This window comes from Curtobacterium sp. Arg-1 (assembly GCF_025643395.1).
GTDB classification, from domain to species: domain Bacteria; phylum Actinomycetota; class Actinomycetes; order Actinomycetales; family Microbacteriaceae; genus Curtobacterium; species Curtobacterium poinsettiae.
This window is the reverse complement of sequence record NZ_CP095731.1, coordinates 2,661,846-2,678,346: the sequence shown is the minus strand read 5'-3', so window position 1 is coordinate 2,678,346 and position 16,501 is coordinate 2,661,846. Positions and strand designations below refer to the sequence as shown.

Annotated in this window: 14 protein-coding genes, 3 pseudogenes and 1 riboswitch; of the genes and pseudogenes, 11 read left to right on the top strand and 6 right to left on the bottom strand. The window is 72.3% G+C overall.

The genetic code is table 11. The annotated features are described in order from the left end of the window. Window positions 1-67: 67 nt before the first annotated feature. From MXD64_RS12640 to ribH, 4 genes and pseudogenes are all read left to right on the top strand, one after another. Window positions 68-1,804: a hypothetical protein gene (locus MXD64_RS12640; RefSeq protein ID WP_263136532.1), complete on the top strand. Its 1,737-nt coding sequence runs from the start codon at window positions 68-70 to the stop codon at window positions 1,802-1,804. 251 nt (window positions 1,805-2,055) lie between these two features. Then, window positions 2,056-2,190, top strand: a riboswitch (FMN riboswitch). Window positions 2,191-2,284: 94 nt separating this feature from the next. Then, complete coding sequence (locus MXD64_RS12635; protein ID WP_042538091.1) at window positions 2,285-2,959, top strand: riboflavin synthase; 675 nt, start codon at window positions 2,285-2,287, stop codon at window positions 2,957-2,959. Continuing rightward, a pseudogene (gene ribB / locus MXD64_RS12630) lies at window positions 2,959-3,621 on the top strand (3,4-dihydroxy-2-butanone-4-phosphate synthase); the annotation flags it as partial. The gene MXD64_RS12635 and the pseudogene ribB, both read left to right, overlap by 1 nt. A gap of 23 nt (window positions 3,622-3,644) precedes the next feature. Beyond that, window positions 3,645-4,124, top strand: coding sequence for a 6,7-dimethyl-8-ribityllumazine synthase (gene ribH / locus MXD64_RS12625; protein ID WP_017888558.1), 480 nt, complete (start codon window positions 3,645-3,647; stop codon window positions 4,122-4,124). A 91-nt stretch (window positions 4,125-4,215) separates the two neighbouring features. Here ribH and MXD64_RS12620 read toward each other — a convergent pair whose 3' ends face one another. Together MXD64_RS12620 and MXD64_RS12615 are read right to left on the bottom strand one after the other, a co-directional pair. Continuing rightward, window positions 4,216-4,386 carry a hypothetical protein gene (locus tag MXD64_RS12620; RefSeq protein ID WP_017888559.1) on the bottom strand — a complete coding sequence of 57 codons (171 nt, stop codon included), beginning with the start codon at window positions 4,384-4,386 and terminating at the stop codon, window positions 4,216-4,218. A gap of 66 nt (window positions 4,387-4,452) precedes the next feature. Beyond that, complete coding sequence (locus MXD64_RS12615) at window positions 4,453-5,001, bottom strand: TetR/AcrR family transcriptional regulator (RefSeq protein ID WP_017888560.1); 549 nt, start codon at window positions 4,999-5,001, stop codon at window positions 4,453-4,455. Between the two features lie 155 nt (window positions 5,002-5,156). On the opposite strand from MXD64_RS12615, the gene MXD64_RS12610 reads away from it, so the two are divergent. The 6 genes and pseudogenes from MXD64_RS12610 (at window position 5,157) to MXD64_RS12590 (ending at window position 11,225) form a co-directional block, all read left to right on the top strand. Then, entirely contained in the window at window positions 5,157-7,193 is a 2,037-nt protein-coding gene (locus MXD64_RS12610) for an aldo/keto reductase (protein ID WP_263136531.1), read from the top strand. Continuing rightward, window positions 7,172-7,288: pseudogene (locus tag MXD64_RS17770) on the top strand (LacI family DNA-binding transcriptional regulator); the annotation flags it as partial. The gene MXD64_RS12610 and the pseudogene MXD64_RS17770, both read left to right, overlap by 22 nt. 488 nt (window positions 7,289-7,776) lie before the next feature. Beyond that, window positions 7,777-8,178, top strand: a complete 402-nt coding sequence (locus tag MXD64_RS12605; protein WP_263136530.1) for a substrate-binding domain-containing protein — start codon at window positions 7,777-7,779, stop codon at window positions 8,176-8,178. A 213-nt stretch (window positions 8,179-8,391) separates the two neighbouring features. Beyond that, entirely contained in the window at window positions 8,392-9,915 is a 1,524-nt protein-coding gene (locus MXD64_RS12600; protein WP_017888563.1) for an MFS transporter, read from the top strand. Window positions 9,916-10,056: 141 nt separating this feature from the next. Further along, window positions 10,057-10,566 (top strand): flavin reductase family protein, encoded by a 510-nt coding sequence (locus MXD64_RS12595; RefSeq protein ID WP_042538085.1) that lies wholly within the window; start codon window positions 10,057-10,059, stop codon window positions 10,564-10,566. A gap of 44 nt (window positions 10,567-10,610) precedes the next feature. After that, window positions 10,611-11,225, top strand: a complete 615-nt coding sequence (locus tag MXD64_RS12590) for a superoxide dismutase (protein ID WP_017888565.1) — start codon at window positions 10,611-10,613, stop codon at window positions 11,223-11,225. A 155-nt stretch (window positions 11,226-11,380) separates the two neighbouring features. Here the strand turns inward: MXD64_RS12590 and MXD64_RS12585 are convergent, their stop codons facing one another. After that, window positions 11,381-11,962, bottom strand: coding sequence for a TetR/AcrR family transcriptional regulator (locus MXD64_RS12585; protein WP_017888566.1), 582 nt, complete (start codon window positions 11,960-11,962; stop codon window positions 11,381-11,383). Window positions 11,963-12,122: 160 nt separating this feature from the next. Here MXD64_RS12585 and MXD64_RS12580 point away from each other — a divergent pair, with 160 nt between their 5' ends. After that, window positions 12,123-13,094 (top strand): carbohydrate kinase family protein, encoded by a 972-nt coding sequence (locus tag MXD64_RS12580; protein ID WP_159556777.1) that lies wholly within the window; start codon window positions 12,123-12,125, stop codon window positions 13,092-13,094. Window positions 13,095-13,162: 68 nt separating this feature from the next. Here the strand turns inward: MXD64_RS12580 and MXD64_RS12575 are convergent, their stop codons facing one another. From MXD64_RS12575 to MXD64_RS12565, 3 genes and pseudogenes are all read right to left on the bottom strand, one after another. Beyond that, entirely contained in the window at window positions 13,163-14,632 is a 1,470-nt protein-coding gene (locus tag MXD64_RS12575) for a serine hydrolase domain-containing protein (RefSeq protein ID WP_263136529.1), read from the bottom strand. Continuing rightward, window positions 14,629-15,979 (bottom strand): annotated as a pseudogene (locus MXD64_RS12570) (cryptochrome/photolyase family protein). Before MXD64_RS12570 ends, MXD64_RS12575 begins: the two are co-directional and overlap by 4 nt. Then, a complete protein-coding gene (locus MXD64_RS12565; protein WP_235045702.1) occupies window positions 15,976-16,488 on the bottom strand; it encodes a MarR family winged helix-turn-helix transcriptional regulator in 513 nt (170 codons plus the stop codon). The pseudogene MXD64_RS12570 and the gene MXD64_RS12565 overlap by 4 nt, the downstream one beginning before the upstream one ends. Between the last annotated feature and the right edge of the window lie 13 nt (window positions 16,489-16,501).

Genomic DNA, 16,501 nt, shown 5'->3' with positions numbered 1-16,501 from the left:
ACGGCAGGCACGCACACATCCCGGCTGCGTCCGCGGTCGGTGACGATCTCGATCAGGGAGCACGACCATGAACAAGTACGTCTCCAGAGGGCTCTGGTTCGCCCTCTTCGTCGGCGGGCTCACGCTCGGCGGCACGGCTGCGGCGAACGCGGCCACGACCTCGGGTGCCGACGGCACCGTCTCGGGCACCCAGGTGGCGCCCTCCGTGGACGCTCCGGTGTCCCTCGGCGGCAACGCGATCGGCGTGCTCGGTGACGCGGTGTCCACCGTGACCGGCTCGGCCGGGGCTGCCCCGGCCCCGGCGGCTGCTCCGGCGCCCGCCGCCGTGTCCCCGAGCACCTCGGGCGAGGACGGCACGCTCTCCGGCACGCAGGTGGTGCCGGACGTCGCAGCACCGGTGACGGTCGGCGGCAACGCCGTGGCCGTCGGCGGCGACGCGGTCTCGACGAGCGCCCCCGCGGCTGCCCCCGCGGCTGCTCCGGCTCCGGCCCCGGCGCCGGCGGCTCCCGCTCCGGCCCCGGCGGCTCCCGCTCCGAGCACCTCGGGGGAGGACGGCACCGCCTCCGGCACCCAGGTCGCCCCGACCGTGACGGCCCCGGTGACGGTGTCCGGCAACGGCATCGGCGTCCTGGGTGACGGCACGTCGACATCGACCGCCCCCGAGGCAACGGCACCGACGACCCCGACGGCTCCGGCCGCCGAGGCCCCGGCAGCGCCGACCACCTCGGGCACCGACGGACTGCTCTCCGGCACCCAGGTGACCGGTCTGGTCGACGTCCCGGTGACGATCGGTGGCAACGGCATCGGCGTCCTCGGTGACGGCAGCTCGACGAGCACGGCTCCGGCCGCAGGCACGAGCACGGGCACCGGGACCGCCGCGGCGGCCGGTGGTTCGACCTCGGGTTCGGACGGGACGGCCTCGGGCACGCAGGTGTCCCCGGTGGTCTCGATCCCGGTCACGGTGGCGGACAACGGCATCGGACTGCTCGGGACGGGTACCTCGACGAACACGGCTCCGGCCGCAGGCACGACCACGGGCACCGGGACCGCTCCGGCCGCCGGTGGTTCGACCTCGGGTTCGGACGGCACAGCGTCGGGCACGCAGGTCAGCCCGGTCGTCGCCGTCCCGGTCACCATCGGTGGCAACGGGATCGGCGTCCTCGGTGACGGCACGAGCACCGGCACGACGGCTCCGGCCACCGGTACCGGCTCCACGACACCGACGACCGGCGGCACGACCTCCGGTGACGGCGGTCTGCTCTCCGGCACGCAGGTGACCCCCGTGATCAGCCTGCCGGTCACCATCGGTGGCAACGGGATCGGCATCGTCGGTGACGGCGCCAGCACCACCCCGGGCACCGGCACCGGCACGGACCCCGGCACCGACCCGGGTACTGACCCCGGGACCGACCCGGGCACGGACCCCGGAACCGACCCCGGCACGGATCCCGGCACCGACCCCGGGACCGATCCCGGCACCGACCCCGGGACCGACCCGGGAACCGTCCCCACCGGGACGGACCCCGAGCCCGGCACCGAGCCCGGCACCGTGACCATCCCCGTGGCTGTGGTAGACGTCGTCGAGCCGACCCGGGCCTCCACAGCGGGCGTGGCGACCACCACGACCGCCGCCACCAGCGGGGTCCGGACCAGCGCCGGGACCGTCGCGGCAGCCGCCGCGGCCGGTGACGGCCAGCCGGAGCTCGCGTACACGGGAGCCGGCTCGCCGGTCCTGCCGGCAGGGTTCGCGCTCCTGCTGCTCCTCGCCGGAGTCGGCACGCTCGTGCTCCGTCGCCGGCACTGACCGCCGGGTGATCGAGGGGCGTCACACCGTGGCGCCCCTCGTCACCGTGCCCGGGGAGACCTCCGGTCACGTCGGCGCATCGGATGCGTGTGCATGTTCCGACGGACCGCTCGTCGATCGACTCGTGGATCGTCGCGGTCTGGACGACGGACACCGCGGACGCAGGACCCGTCCGGGGGAGACGCCCGGTTACGACGGCGCTCACGAGCAGAGCGCGGCCGTCAGCGGCCTGGGGTATCGTTCCGACTACGCAAGCGCTCCGGGGTCGGTGGAAATCCGAGCCGGTGGTGACAGTCCACGAACTGACGACGGGTGCGAACCCGCCAGATGTTGACCCGGTGGAAATCCGGGACCGACGGTGAAAGTCCGGATGGGAGGCGCGCTGGGCGGACAGGACGACCCCACGACCCGTGGGGTGCGACCCGTCCGTCGATGCCGACGATCGTCGAACGCCCCCGGAGTCCCGTTGAGAGGACACCAGTGTTCACCGGCATCATCGAGGAACTCGGCACCGTCACCGCCGTCGAGCAGCAGGGCGACTCCGTCGCGCTCACCGTGCACGGCCCCGTCGTCGTGCAGGACGCCCGGCACGGCGACTCGATCGCCACGAGCGGTGTCTGCCTGACCGTCGTCGAACAGACCCCCGAGACCTTCACCGCCTTCGTCATGAAGCAGACCCTCGACATGAGCGCCCACGGCACACTCCGGGTGGGGGACCGCCTGAACCTCGAGCGCGCTGCGTCGGTCGGCGACCGCCTGGGCGGACACATCGTGCAGGGCCACATCGACGGCACCGCCACGGTGCTCGAGACCTCCGACGGCGACGGCTGGCGGCGCGTGCGGTTCTCGCTCGCGCCGGCGCTCAGCCCGCTCGTGGTCGACAAGGGCTCCGTCGCGCTCGACGGCGTCTCGCTCACGGTCAGCGCCGTCTCCCCAGAGGACACCCACCCCGACGCCGCCTGGTTCGAGGTGAGCCTGATCCCCGAGACGCTCGAGGCCACGACGCTCGGGCTCCGTGTGCCGGGTGACCGGGTGAACGTCGAGACCGACGTGCTGGCCCGGCACGTCCGCCGCATGCTGCGGCTCGACGCCGCGGCGCAGTCCCTCGAGACCGCCGCGCAGCCGCTCGAGACCGCCGGATCGGAGGCCCGGTGATGGTCGCCGAGGCCGGCACCGTCCCGCAGGCGCTCGGCTCGTCGAGCATCGAGACCGCGATCGCGTCGATCGCGGCGGGCCGCCCCGTCATCGTCGTCGACGACGAGGACCGTGAGAACGAGGGCGACGTCATCCTGTCCGCCGAGCTCGCGTCGCCGGAGTGGATCGCCTGGACCGTCGCGCACTCGTCCGGGTTCATCTGCGCGCCGGTCAGCACCGAGATCGCCGACGCGCTCGACCTGCCGCCGATGGTGGCGCACAACGAGGACGTCCGCGGTACGGCCTACACGGTCACCGTCGATGCGGCCGTCGGTGTGACCACGGGCATCAGCGCCCACGACCGCGCCCGCACCCTGCGGGTCCTCGCCGACCCGGACTCGGTGCGCGACGACCTGCACCGACCCGGCCACGTGGTGCCCCTGCGCGCCCGACCGGGTGGGGTCCGCGAGCGCGCCGGGCACACCGAAGCAGCGATCGAGCTCGTCACCGCGGCCGGACTCCGTCCCGCTGCGGCGATCTGCGAGATCGTCGACGAGGACGGCAGCATGATGCGACTGCCGGCGCTCGTCGCACTCGGGGCGCGCGAAGGCGTGCCCGTCATCACCATCGCTGCGCTCGCCGAGTGGCTGGACGCGGCAGACCGGGCGGCGGCAGCGACTGCCGCGCCCACGGAAGGAACGACACGATGAGCGGAGCAGGCGCGGCGGACCGCGACCAGGTCGACGGCACCGGGATCCGGGTGGCCATCATCGCCGGACAGTGGCACGACACGATCGCTGCGGGACTGCTGGCCGGGGCGCAGCGCGAGGTCGAGCGGCTCGGGGCGACGGCCGACGTCATCCCCGTCCCCGGCAGCTTCGAGCTGCCCGTGGTCGCGAAGACCGCGCTCGGCGCCGGTTTCGACGCCGCGGTCGCGCTCGGCGTCATCATCCGCGGTGGCACCCCGCACTTCGAGTACGTCTCGGGCGCCGCGACGACCGGGCTGACGCAGGTCGCGATCGACACCGGCAAGCCCGTCGGGTTCGGTGTGCTCACCCTGGACGACGAGCAGCAGGGCCTCGACCGTGCGGGGCTGCCCGGCTCCAAGGAGGACAAGGGCGCCGAGGCCGCCCACGCCGCGATCAGCACCGCGGTGACGTTGCGGTCGCTGCGCGTCCTGGCCTGAGCCGCTCTCGGCCTGACGCTCCACGCAGAACGGCCCCGCACCGGTGAGGTGCGGGGCCGTTCTGTCTGCGCTCGTCGAGCGGCTGCGCCCGCTAGCGCTTGCCGAACACGTGGATCGGCAGGAAGAAGGAGAGGCTCATCAGGAGCACACCCGCCATGAAGACGAAGGCCTGGCCCGACTCGACCTGGAAGGCGAACCCGAACAGGTACATCGACACCAGCAGCAGCAGGATCGAGAAAACAGCGGCGATGACGCGGCCCACGGGATACCTCCGGGTGTCGACGAGTGGATCGTTCCCCAGTCTATCCCCAGCAGGGGGTGTGCCGGTTCACGCGCCGGGTCGGGTCGCGATCAGCCGGTCGACGACGGCGAGCAGGGTCTCCATGTCGACGCTGCCGCGCTTCGGTCGGACCTCGCTCGCGGCCCCGAGTGAGGCCTGGTGGTACAGCCCGTCGCCGAGGAGCTTGACAGCCTGCGCGGTCGGCTCGTCACCCAGGGCGTCGACGAGTGTCGTGAGCCAGGCGTTCTCGGTGTCGTCGAGGGTGCGACCCGCCTCTTCGTAGCCGGCCTGCTGCAGGCGGCTCGCGGCGAGCAGGGCGAGGTCGAGCTCGCTGCCGACGAACAGGCAGTTGCGGACGAAGTAGCGCGCGGCGCCGTCCTCGGCGTCCTGCATGCGCTCGACGTCGATCGCGGACAGGTCCGACAGCCGTTCGCAGAGCCCCTCGACCAGGGCGGCCTTCGAGCCGAAGTGGTAGAGCAGCCCACCCTTCGAGACACCGGCGCGCGCGGCGACGGCGTCGAGGGTGGCGGGGCGCTCGCCCTCTTCGCACACGATGGCGACGAAGCTGTCGAGGACACGGTCGCGGGCACTGGCCATGCCGAGAGTCTAGGAGCAGTTCCCGGGGGCGCGGACGCCAGCACGGCCGCAGTCGCCGTGAACGCTCACGAAGTGCCGTGTGCCCGTTGCTGATCGCGCCCGCAGGGGCTACGGTCGGAGCGACCGTGAAGGTTCACGAGACGACAAGGATCCGCATGTCAGCGCAGACGGCGAACACCGCCACCACCCCGACCCCGACCACCACGGACCGCCCCGGGTGGGCCGTCCTCGGCCCCGGCGGCATCGCCCGACGCTTCCTCTCGCAGCTGCCCGCCAGCGGGGGCGTCCTGGTGGCGGCCGGCAGTTCCTCGACCGAACGCGCACAGGTCTTCGCCGACGAGGCTGCCGGGTACGGGTTCGCCGACGTGACCGCCGGCACCTACGACGAGGTCCTCGCCGACCCGCGCGTCGACGCCGTCTACGTGTCGACCGTGCACACCGGGCACGCCCGGCTCGTGCTCGCCGCACTCCAGGCCGGCAAGGCCGTGCTGTGCGAGAAGCCCCTCGCCGTGAACCACGGCACCGCGATGGCGCTGACCGATGCCGCTCGCCAGGCCGGCCTGCCGCTCGTCGAGGCGTTCATGTACCGCTTCCACCCGCAGACCGCTGCGCTGGTCGACCTGGTCCGCGACGGCGTGATCGGCGACGTGACCCACATCGACGCCTCGTTCGCGTTCCGGACGGGGGAGCGCACGGGGCGGCTGTTCGACGTCGACACCGCCGGCGGCGGGATCCTCGACGTCGGCGGCTACCCGGTGACGATGGCCGCGGCGATCGTGCAGGCCGCCACCGGGGTCGCGGTCGCCGAGCCCGTGGACCTCACCGCCACCGGCACGCTCGGACCGACCGGCGTCGACGAGTGGACGGTGGCGCAGCTCACCTACAAGGGTGGGATCACGGCGGCGGTCCGCACCGGCGTCTCCGTGCAGGACGACAACGCGGTGTCGGTGTACGGCACGCGCGGCCGCATCGTCCTCACCGACCCCTGGACGCTCGGCGACGACCCCACGATCGAGATCCGCACGGTCGACGAACCCCCTCGTTCGCTTTCTTTCGCGGGAGAGCACCCCTACGCCCGAGAGGCCGACGCCACCACCGACGCCCTGCGTGCCGGTGCGGTCGAGGCAGCGCAGATGACCATCGACGAGACCCTCGCCACCGCGCGCACGCTCGACCGGTGGCGCGCGGCGATCGGCCTGCGCTACCCGTTCGAGGCCGAGTCCGCCGACATCCCGACGGTGTCCGGCCGACCGCTCGCAGTGCAGGACGGCAACCCGATGCGGTACGGCGAGGTGCCGGGTGTCGGCAAGCGGATGTCCCGCCTGGTGATGGGTGTCGACAACCAGCCCGACCTGGCCCACGCCAGCGCGATCTTCGACCTGTTCGTCGAGCAGGGCGGCAACGTCTTCGACACCGGGTACATCTACGGCGGCGGGGTGCTCGAGGGGCGGCTCGGCAAGTGGATCCAGAACCGGGGGATCCGCGAGGACGTGGTCGTCATCACGAAGGGGGCCCACACCCCGCACTGCGACCCGGAGTCGATCACCCGGCAGCTGCTCGAGAGCCTGGACCGACAGGGCACCGACTACGCGGACATCTACATGATGCACCGGGACAACCCGGACATCCCGGTGGGGGAGTTCGTCGACGTGCTCGACGAGCACCGTCGTGCCGGCCGCATCCGCGTCTACGGCGGCTCGAACTGGACCCCCGCACGCTTCGACGAGGCGAACGCCTACGCCCGGGCCAACGGGAAGCACGGGTTCGAGGTCCTGAGCAACCACTTCGGCCTCGCCGAGGCGTACGACGTGCCGTGGGACGGCTGCGAGCACGCGACCGACGCCGCGTCGAAGGCCTGGCTCGAGGAGCGCCAGGTCCCGCTGCTGCCGTGGTCGTCGCAGGCCCGCGGCTTCTTCACCGGCCGCGCGACGCCCGAGGACACCAGTGACGCCGAGCTCGTCCGCTGCTACTACTCGGACGACAACTTCGAGCGGCTCCGGCGTGCACGCGAACTCGGGGAGCAGTTCGGCGCCCCGGCGACGGCGATCGCCCTGGCGTACGTGCTCCACCAGCCGTTCCCGACGTTCCCGCTCTTCGGACCCCGTACGATCGCGGAGGCCCGGTCGTCCATGACCGGCCTCTCCGTCGACCTCACCCCGGAACAGGTGGCATGGCTGGACCTCCGCGCCTGACCCCGGGCGGCCGCGCGACGATCATCGACGTCGCCGCGGCCGCCGGGGTGTCCCGGCAGACCGTCACCCGCGCGATGAACGGCATGTCCGGCATCAGCGCGGCGACCAAGGACCGCGTGCTCCAGGCCGCGGCGTCGCTCGACTACCGGCCGTCGCGGTTCGGCCGCGGGCTCGTCACCGGCGGCGACCACCAGCTCGGACTCGTCGTCAACGACCTGCGGAACCCCTACGCCCCCGCGCTCGCGTCGGCGGTGCTCGGCCTGGCCGCCGCTCGCGGGTGGAACGTCATGCTCGCGGACGTCGGGCTCGCGAGCGACTCGGACCGGATGGTGGAGTCCCTCGGCGCGCAGACCGACGTCGTGATCGGCTACCTCGGGTCCCGGGCGCCGGAGTGGATCGAACGGCTCGGCTCGGTCCCCGTCGTCGAGCTCGACCCCTCGGGCCCGGTGACCCGCGCCGCGGTCCGGATCGACCCGACCGCCGCGATCGAGGACCTCGCCGACCACCTCGTCGACACCGGGGTGAAGCACCCCGTCGTGCTCGACGCCGCCGCCGACGGTGTGCCGAGCCAGCGGGGGAGCGCATGGTCGCGGCGCTGCGGCACCGCGGGTACCTGCCCGACCTCGTCATCGCGTCCGTGCCCACCGCCGAGGCCGGTGCCGAGCAGACCGAGCGGATCCTCGCCGAGCACCGCCGTGTGGACGCGGTCCTGGCGTTCAACGACGTGCTGGCCCTCGGCGTGCTGTCGGCGTGCCGTCGTGCCGGCGTCGACGTCCCCGGTGACGTCCGCGTGGTCGGTGTCGACGGCCTGCCGCTCGGGACGCTCGTCGCGCCGACACTCACCACGCTGGCCGTCGACCTGGACGAGGTCGCCGGCCAGGCCCTCGACCTCGCGCTCGGCATGCTCGCGGGCGAGCTGCCGCGCTCCGGCGCGGCCGTGGAGCGCACGGTGCGACACCGGTTGCTGCTCCGCGAATCGGCGTAGGTCCGAGAACGCGACCAGAGGACGGCCCGACGGCAGACGGCACGACCGCCACGGGCCTCCCGGCCGTCGTCGGTTGCACTTGCAACCAAAACCGTCCGGACGGTACACTAACGGGGTCCTGACGGGGCGCGTGTCCATCCCGCGTCCCGTCTCGTCTGCCCCACGTACCACCCGCCGTCGACCTGGTCCGGCTCGAAGTCCCAGGAGTCCGCCGTGTCCGCACTGCTCACCAGCCCCGTCGCCACCCGCGTCACCGGGAGCCGCGCCCGACGGTTCCTGGCGCTCGCCGTGCTCATGTTGCCGGTGCTGCTCATCTCGGTGGACAACACCATCCTGAGCTTCGCGCTGCCGTCGATCAGCCGCGCGCTGAACCCGGACGCCACCACGCAGCTCTGGATCGTGGACGCGTACCCGCTCGTGCTCGCCGGACTGCTCGTCGTCATGGGCAGCATCGGCGACCGGATCGGCCGCAGACGGATCCTGGTGATCGGCGCGACCGGCTTCGCCCTGTTCTCGGTGGCCGCGGCCTTCGCGACCGACGCCTGGATGCTCGTCGCGGCACGGATCGCGATGGGGGTCTTCGGCGCGATGCTCATGCCCGCCACGCTGTCGATCATCCGCAACGTGTTCGTCGACGCGGGGGAGCGGCGGATGGCGCTCGCCGTCTGGTCGACGATGTTCGCCGCCGGCAACGCGCTCGGCCCGCTCGTCGGTGGCGCCCTGCTCGCGCACTTCCACTGGGGCAGCGTGTTCCTGGTCGCGGTGCCGATCCTCGTGCTCATGCTCGTCGGTGTGCCGTTCTGCGTGCCGGAGTCCCGCGACCCGCTGCCCGGACCGGTCGACCTGCCGAGCATGTTCCTGTCCCTCGGAGCCCTCGCACCGATCGCCTGGGCCATCAAGTCCGTCGTGCACCCCGAGGAGCGGGGGCTCGCGATCGCCATGCTCGCCGTCGGTGTCGTCTGCGGCATCGCGTTCGTCCGCCGGCAGCTGCGGTCCCGCACGCCGATGCTCGACCTGCGGCTGTTCCGCAGCACGGCCTTCACCGGCAGCGTGCTGATGAACCTGGCGGCGATGTTCTCGCTCACCGGGTTCCTGTTCTTCATCGCCCAGCACCTGCAGCTCGTGGCCGGGCTCGATCCGTTCGCGTCCGGCGTCGTGCTCATCCCGGGGTCGGTGCTGACCATCGTCGCCGGGCTCGCGGTCGTGCCGGTCGTCGCCCGGGTCGCACCGCGGTGGGTCGTGTCGGTGGCGCTGCTGTTCTCGGCGGCGGCGTACGCCCTCGTCGCGGTCCTCGGACACCACGCGTCCATCGCGGCCCTGGCGTTCGCGTTCGTGCTGCTCGGCATCGGCATCGGGGCGTCCGAGACGGTGACGAACGACCTCATCATCTCGACGGCCCCGGCGGACAAGGCCGGTGCGGCATCGGCGATGTCCGAGACGGCGTACGAGATCGGCGCCGTGCTCGGCACCGCGGTCCTCGGCACGATCCTGGCGACGACCTACCGGGCGCACGTCGTGGTGCCCGACGGGTTGTCCTCGTCGGCACACGTCGCGGCACAGGAGACCCTCGGTGGCGCGGTCGCCGCGGCCGGTCAGCTCGGTGGTGGCGCCGGGCAGGCACTGCTCGAGTCGGCACGGGCGGCGTTCGACTCCGGCGTGACGATCACCGCGGGCGTCGCGGCGGTGCTCATGGTCGTGGCGGCAGCGGGTGCGCTCGTCATGCTCAAGCGCCGCTGAGCGGGCGCGGAGTCGTCGCCACGGCGCGCCCGGCCGTCCCCGAACCTGTGAATCGTTGACCTCAACCAGGGTTCAGGTCATACGTTGGGTGACAGCCGCCGAGTGACGGCAGCCCCTCCCGAAGGAACGACCACGATCACCATGCCCGACGAAGCACCGGCCACCATCGCCGACGCGTACAAGTCCGCGTTCCGCGGGCACCCTGCCGGCGTCGCCGTCATCACGGCCGAAGGCCCGGACGGACCGACCGGCCTCACCGCCTCGAGCGTCGCGAGCGTCGCCGTCGACCCACCCGTCCTCGTCTTCTCGCTCTCCACCAACTCCGGCTCGGCCGGGGTCGTCCTCGGTGCGCCGATCTTCGTCGTGCACCTGGTCGACTCCCTCGGGGTCGCACTGGCCAAGCGCTTCGCCTCGACGGGCAGCCCGGCGGCCGACGACCCGATCTGGGGCACCCTGCCGTCCGGCGACCGCTACCTGCCGAGTGCGGCGAGTGCCCTCCGCTGCCGACCGCTGTCGACGACCCCGATCGGCAGCTCGACCGTCGTCGTCGCCGAGGTGCTCGACATCATCGTCGGCGCCGACCGTGGCGAGCCGCTGGTCTACCACAACCGGGAATTCCACTCCCTCACCGATCGTTCCCGGCTCTCGTGAGCCGCGGAGCCGCGTCCACAACCCACTGATCGAAAGGACCTCACATGGCTGAGTACACCCTGCCGGAACTGCCGTACGACTACGCCGCGCTCGAGCCGCACATCAGCGGCAAGATCATGCAGCTGCACCACGACAAGCACCACCAGGCCTACGTCACCGGTGCCAACACCGCGCTGCAGCAGCTCGGTGAGGCCCGTGAGTCGGGCAACTTCGGTGCGATCAACAAGCTCGAGAAGGACCTCGCGTTCCACCTCGGTGGTCACGTGAACCACTCGATCTTCTGGACCAACCTCGGTCCGGACACGAAGGTCCCCGAGGGCGAGCTCGCCGCGGCGATCGACGAGTTCTTCGGTTCGTTCGAGCAGTTCCAGGCGCAGTTCGCCGCCGTCGCGAACGGCATCCAGGGCTCCGGCTGGTCCGTGCTGGCCTGGGACACCGTGGGCCAGAAGCTCACCACGTTCCAGCTCTTCGACCAGCAGGGCAACATCCCGTTCGGTCTCGTCCCGATCTTCATGCTCGACATGTGGGAGCACGCCTTCTACCTCGACTACCTCAACGTCAAGGCGGACTACGTCAAGGCCGTCTGGAACATCGTCGACTGGGAGAACGTCGCCGCTCGTTTCGAGAACGCGAAGTCGCAGCGGTTCGTCACGCTCTGATCCGCGTCGGCGGGTCGCCACGGTGACGACCTGACGAACGGGAGGCACGGTGCCAGCTGGCACCGTGCCTCCCGTTCGTGGTCCCGGGGCGCTCCGGGCCGGGCGCGACTGCCGGGGACGCGATCGGTTGGTCGTGGGGACGCCGCCACGCGGGCTCAGCGCACGGCGTCGCGGCCGGGCGCACCGGCGGCGAGGTCGTGGGCGATGCGACGCAGTGCGGCGTCGACGTCGGTCTGTGCACGGTCGACCAGCGCGCTCCACTGGGCTCCGCGTGCTGCCATCACCGTGCGTTGGGCAGCTCGTTCGGCGAGGACGGGGTCGGCACCGTGTTCGCGGCACCACGCCCGGATGGCCGCGACGTGGCAGCGGTGCGCACGGCGCTGTCGGTCGCGCCCGTCGAGGGACTCGACCGATCCGAGTTCGAAGGTGAGTCGTGCGGCCAACGCGCGGTGCGGGTCGTCGAGTCCGCCGAAGGTCGCGACCAGGTGATCGGCGAGGGCATCCACATCGGATGCCGGATCGAGCGCCGTCGCCGGGCGGTTGGCCGCGAGGTGCTCGACGACGGAGTCGATCAGGGCGTCCCGCGAGCCGAAGTGGTACACGACGGGGTAGGCGCTCGTCCCGAGCACACGGCCGAGGCCCCGGACCGTGACGTCCTCGATCTTGGTCTCGACGAAGTGGTCGACCACCTTCTCGAGGATCGCGGGTTTGCGGGTCGGGTCGGGCTTCCTGGGCATGGCATCTCCGTCGTCGTGGCGGTGGTCGCGCGACCGTTCACATACTAGCATCGGTATATCAGTTTCGGGAGCGGACCTGACAGGAGGCATATCCTTGGTGCACCCTCCGTTTCCACCGATAGAAACGGAGAAATACTCGTTTCCAAGTACACTGTTGCGGATGTCCATGCCGTTCGAGCGCGCTCTGCCGCCGTCACGGCCCGAGGGGACCCCCGCTGGACGGGTGGTCGCGGGCCGTCGCCGTGGCGCCGGAAAACGCTTCCTGGTCGTCGGCGACGTCCTGGACGGCGTCCTCGTGCACACCACCGCGCACCGGATCGGGGTGCACGACCCGGCAGCGCAGATCCGCCACCGTCCGACCGGGGCCGGCGGCAACACGGCCACCTGGCTCGGCTGGCTCGGGGCCGAGGTCGACGTCGTCGCCCGGGTCGGGGTCGACGACGTCTACCGGCACGAGCGTGCGCTCGAGGACGCCGGGGTCCGAGCCCACCTGCGCTACGACGCGATGACGTCCACCGGCGTCGTCGTCTCCGTCCGCAACGACCACGGCCGCACCGCGATGTCCGATCCGGCTGCGAGCGGGAAGATCAGCGCGGCCGACGTCCCGCCCTCGTTGGTCGCACGTGCTGACATCGTGCACCTGACGGGTGCCGCCATGCTCGGCGGCGGGGTCGACCGGCTCGCCGCACTCGTCGCGTGTGCCCGGACAGGGCCGGCGCGCGTCGCGGTGGACCCCTCGTCGGTCGCGGTGATCGAGACCGTCGGCGCGGACCGGTTCCTCCAGGCGCTGCGGGGCGTCGACGTGCTCTTCCCCGACCAGCAGGAGGCGCTCGCCCTCGGCGGAGGGGACGACCTCGACGCCGCGGTGCGCCGGCTGACCGAGCACGTCCCGCTGGTCGTCGTCACGGCGGGGGCGGACGGCGCACTGATCGGGCGCCGGGGGCGGAGCGTCCAACGGGTCCCTGCGACGCCCGCGACCGTCGTCGACACCATCGGCGCCGGGGACGCCTTCGTCGCCGGGTTCGTCCGCGCCTGGGCGACCGACCCGGTGCGGGTCGGTGCGGCGGCACGCGAGGGCACCCGGGTCGCCGCTCGGGCACTCGGTTTCGTGGGCGGTCGGCCGCCGGTCTGAGCGACCTGAGCGACCTGGGTGATCTGCGTGATCTGCGTGATCTGACCGGCGGTGCTGCTGCCTGCGGGTCAGCGCTCCGACGGCTCGGCGACCACGTTCAGGGTCTGGACGAGTCCGGCACCCACTGGTGCGAGCCGGATCTCGACGCGCAGCCGCCCGCACGCGCCGGGCATCCACCAGCGCAGGTGCGACGGTGCGGAAGAGGACTCGGCCACCGGTGTCGCAGCGAGGTCGGCGCCGACCTCGGACACGGCCTGGGCGACCGCGCGCCGTCGACGGTCGTAGGGCACGTCCATCGCCACGTTGGGCGTGCAGATCGCGTCCGCCAGGTCGTCGCGCCAGTCGGCCAGGAGGCGCATCACCGCGGCCTGCGCGGCTCGCGTCGCGCGGCTGGTCACCGCCGCCCCGGTGCTCGGTCCGGTCGCCGCGGGTGCGTCCGTCGTCAGCGCCGCCCCGAGCACGAGGTCGTGCGCCTGCTGCGCGGCAGCGGAGACCTTGGCCTGGGTGGCGTTCTCGAACGCGACGACCCCGAGGCCGTCGCGCACGGACCACCGCATGTGGGCGGAGAAGCCCGGGTAGCCGCCGGAGTGGGACACGAGTTCGCCGAAGCGGTCGTCCTGCTCGACGAACAGCCCGAAGCCGTACGCGGTTGCGCGGGGCGAACCCGGGACGACCGACGGGGGGACGACCCGCATCGCCTGCTGCATGAGCCGGCGGTCGGCGGGGGAGACCGGACCGGGTTCGGGCGCGCCGGAGAAGCCAGAGCCGAGGTGGGTCGCCCAGCGAGCCAGGTCGCGCACGGTCGAGAACAGTCCACCGATCGACGAGAACGCGCCGGGCCCGGTCATCGGCAGGGGTTCCCAGTCGCCCTCGTGCCCGCGGACACCGGTGACCACGAACCCGCTGGACTCGTCGGCGCGGAACACCGTGTCGGCCAGTCCGAGGGGACGCAGCACGATCTCGCTGGCGGCCTGGGTGAAGGGCTGCCCCGTCACGACGGCGACGACCCGGCCGAGCAGTGCGTACCCCAGGTTCGAGTACGCGAAACGGGTGCCGGGCAGCGAGTCGAACAGCAGGCCAGCACGCAGGACCTGGTCGAGCTCGGCGTCCGAGATGGACTCCTGGCGGTCAGCCCAGGGATCGTCGGTGGGGAACCCGGCCGACATCGTCAGCAGCATCCGCACCGTGGGGACGGGAGAGTCCGGGGCCGGCAGGGCGACGGCGTCGAAGGCCGGAACGAAGTCGCTGATCGGGGCGTCGAGGTCGAGCGCACCCCGGGCGACGAGCGTCAGCAGGGTCGCGGCCGTGACGCTCTTGGTGCACGAGGCGATGCGGTACACGGTGTCCGCGTCCGGCCGCTGACCGTCACCGCGGTCGCCGTGCCCGCCGGAGGCGACGAGCCCGGAACGGTCGAACACGCCCCACACACTGCTCGGCGCGATGCCCTGTTCGACACGAGCGCGGAACAGCTCGTCGACCTGGTCGACGACCGCAGCCACCGCGGGGTGCGCATCGTTCGCGAGCGGCGCATCCTTCACGAGCGGCGCATCCGCTCGTAGGCGTCCAACGCCCGCTGGCGTGACGCCTTCAGGTCGACCATCGGCTCGGGGCGCAGCTCGTCGGCGGGGACCCAGCGGTGGACGTACTCGCGGTGCGGGTCGAACCGCTCGAGCTGCCGATCGGGGTTGAAGACACGGAAGTACGGTGCGGCGTCGAAGCCGGAACCCGCGACCCACTGCCAGTTCGCCGCGTTGTTCGCGGGGTCGGCGTCGACCAGCGTGTCCCAGAACCACTGCTCCCCGACGCGCCAGTCGACGAGCAGGTTCTTCACCAGGAAGCTCCCGGCGGCCAGCCGCACCCGGTTGTGCATCGCACCGCTGTGCCAGAGCTCGCGCATGCCGGCGTCGACCAGGTCGAAGCCGGTCAGGCCCTGTCGCCAGCGCTCGAGCTCGGCTTCCTCGGGGTCACGCCAGGGGAACGCGTCGAAGTTCCGACGGACGTTGACGGTGGTGATGTCGTCGCAGTGGAAGCTACTCGTTCCAGTTGAACTCACGCCACGCCAGCTGCCGGAGGAACGCCGAGGCGTTCTGGCGCTGCGCGGGCTCGAGCCGCTCGTGCAGACGGTGCCACACCTGGTACGGGCTGATCTCGCCCCACCGCAGGAACGGGGAGAGGCTGCTCGTGGCCTCCATCGCGGGCTCGTCCCGCTGGTCGTAGTCCTCGAGCGCGTGCTCGACGAAGTGCTCGAGCTGCTGCCGGGCGCCGTGCTCGCCCGGGGTCCAGGCGTCGCGGAGCCCACCGGCCCAGTCGGGCTCCGTCGGCAGCAGCGCCCAGTCGGACAGTGCGTCACCGGTGACGTCGGCCGCAGCGGGCAGGTCGTCCGGGTCCGGCAGGGGGTGCCGTGGCTCGGGCAGTGCCTGGACGGCGTTCCAGAACGGCGTGAACACCTTGTACGGCTCGCCCTGGCCGGTGAGCACCGTCCACGGTTCCCAGAGCAGGTTCGCGGCGAAGCTGTGCGCCTCGATGCCGCGATCGTGCAGTGCGGCCTTGATCCCGGCGTCGATGTCGCGCTCGACGGCGCCGTACCGACGGTTCCAGTACACGGCGTCCGCGCCCGTCTCGGCGACGAGCTGGTCGATGGTCTGCGCCGCGGCACCGCGTCGCAGGACCAGCCGGGAACCCCGCTCGCGCAGGTCGGCGTCGAGCGCGGTCAGGGAGTGGTGCAGCCACCAGCGGCTCGCCGCACCGATCGGACGGAGTCCGGGGGACTGCTCGTCGAGGACGACCACCACGGTGACGTCGCCGCCGTGGTCGATCGCCGCACGGAGCGCCGGATTGTCGGACAGCCGCAGGTCGTCACGGAGCCAGACGATCGCGCCGGTCACACCGTCGCCGAATCCAGCGTGGTGACCGCTCGTGGCGTCGACCGCCGGCCCGGTGCCGTGCCGACTGCCAGCCGGAGCTTGGTGCAGAGTTCGGTGAGGGTGCGGAGCTCGGGGTCGGACAGGCCGGCGCCCACCTGCTGGGCGATGCTCGCCGCGTGCTGCACGGCGACCTGCCGGTAGACGTCGAAGCCGTGCGGGGTCAGCGCCACGATCACGCCGCGGGCATCGGTGGGGTCCGGCTGCTTCTCGACGATGCCGCGGGCGAGCAGTCGGTCGACCAGACGGCTGACGCTCGGCTGGGTGAGCAGCAGGTGCCCGGTGAGGTCGCGCATCCGGCAGCGTCGACCGGGCTGGGTCGACAGGTTGAAGCACACGTCGTACTCGTTGAACGAGATCTCGTCGCCGGGGAAGTCCGCGTTGAGACTCCGCATCACGGCGACCTGGGCGCGGAACAGCGCTTCCCAGGCGGCCACGGCGGTCGCCTTCTCACTGCGGCGTGTCTCGCTCACGTTCGCGTTCCCT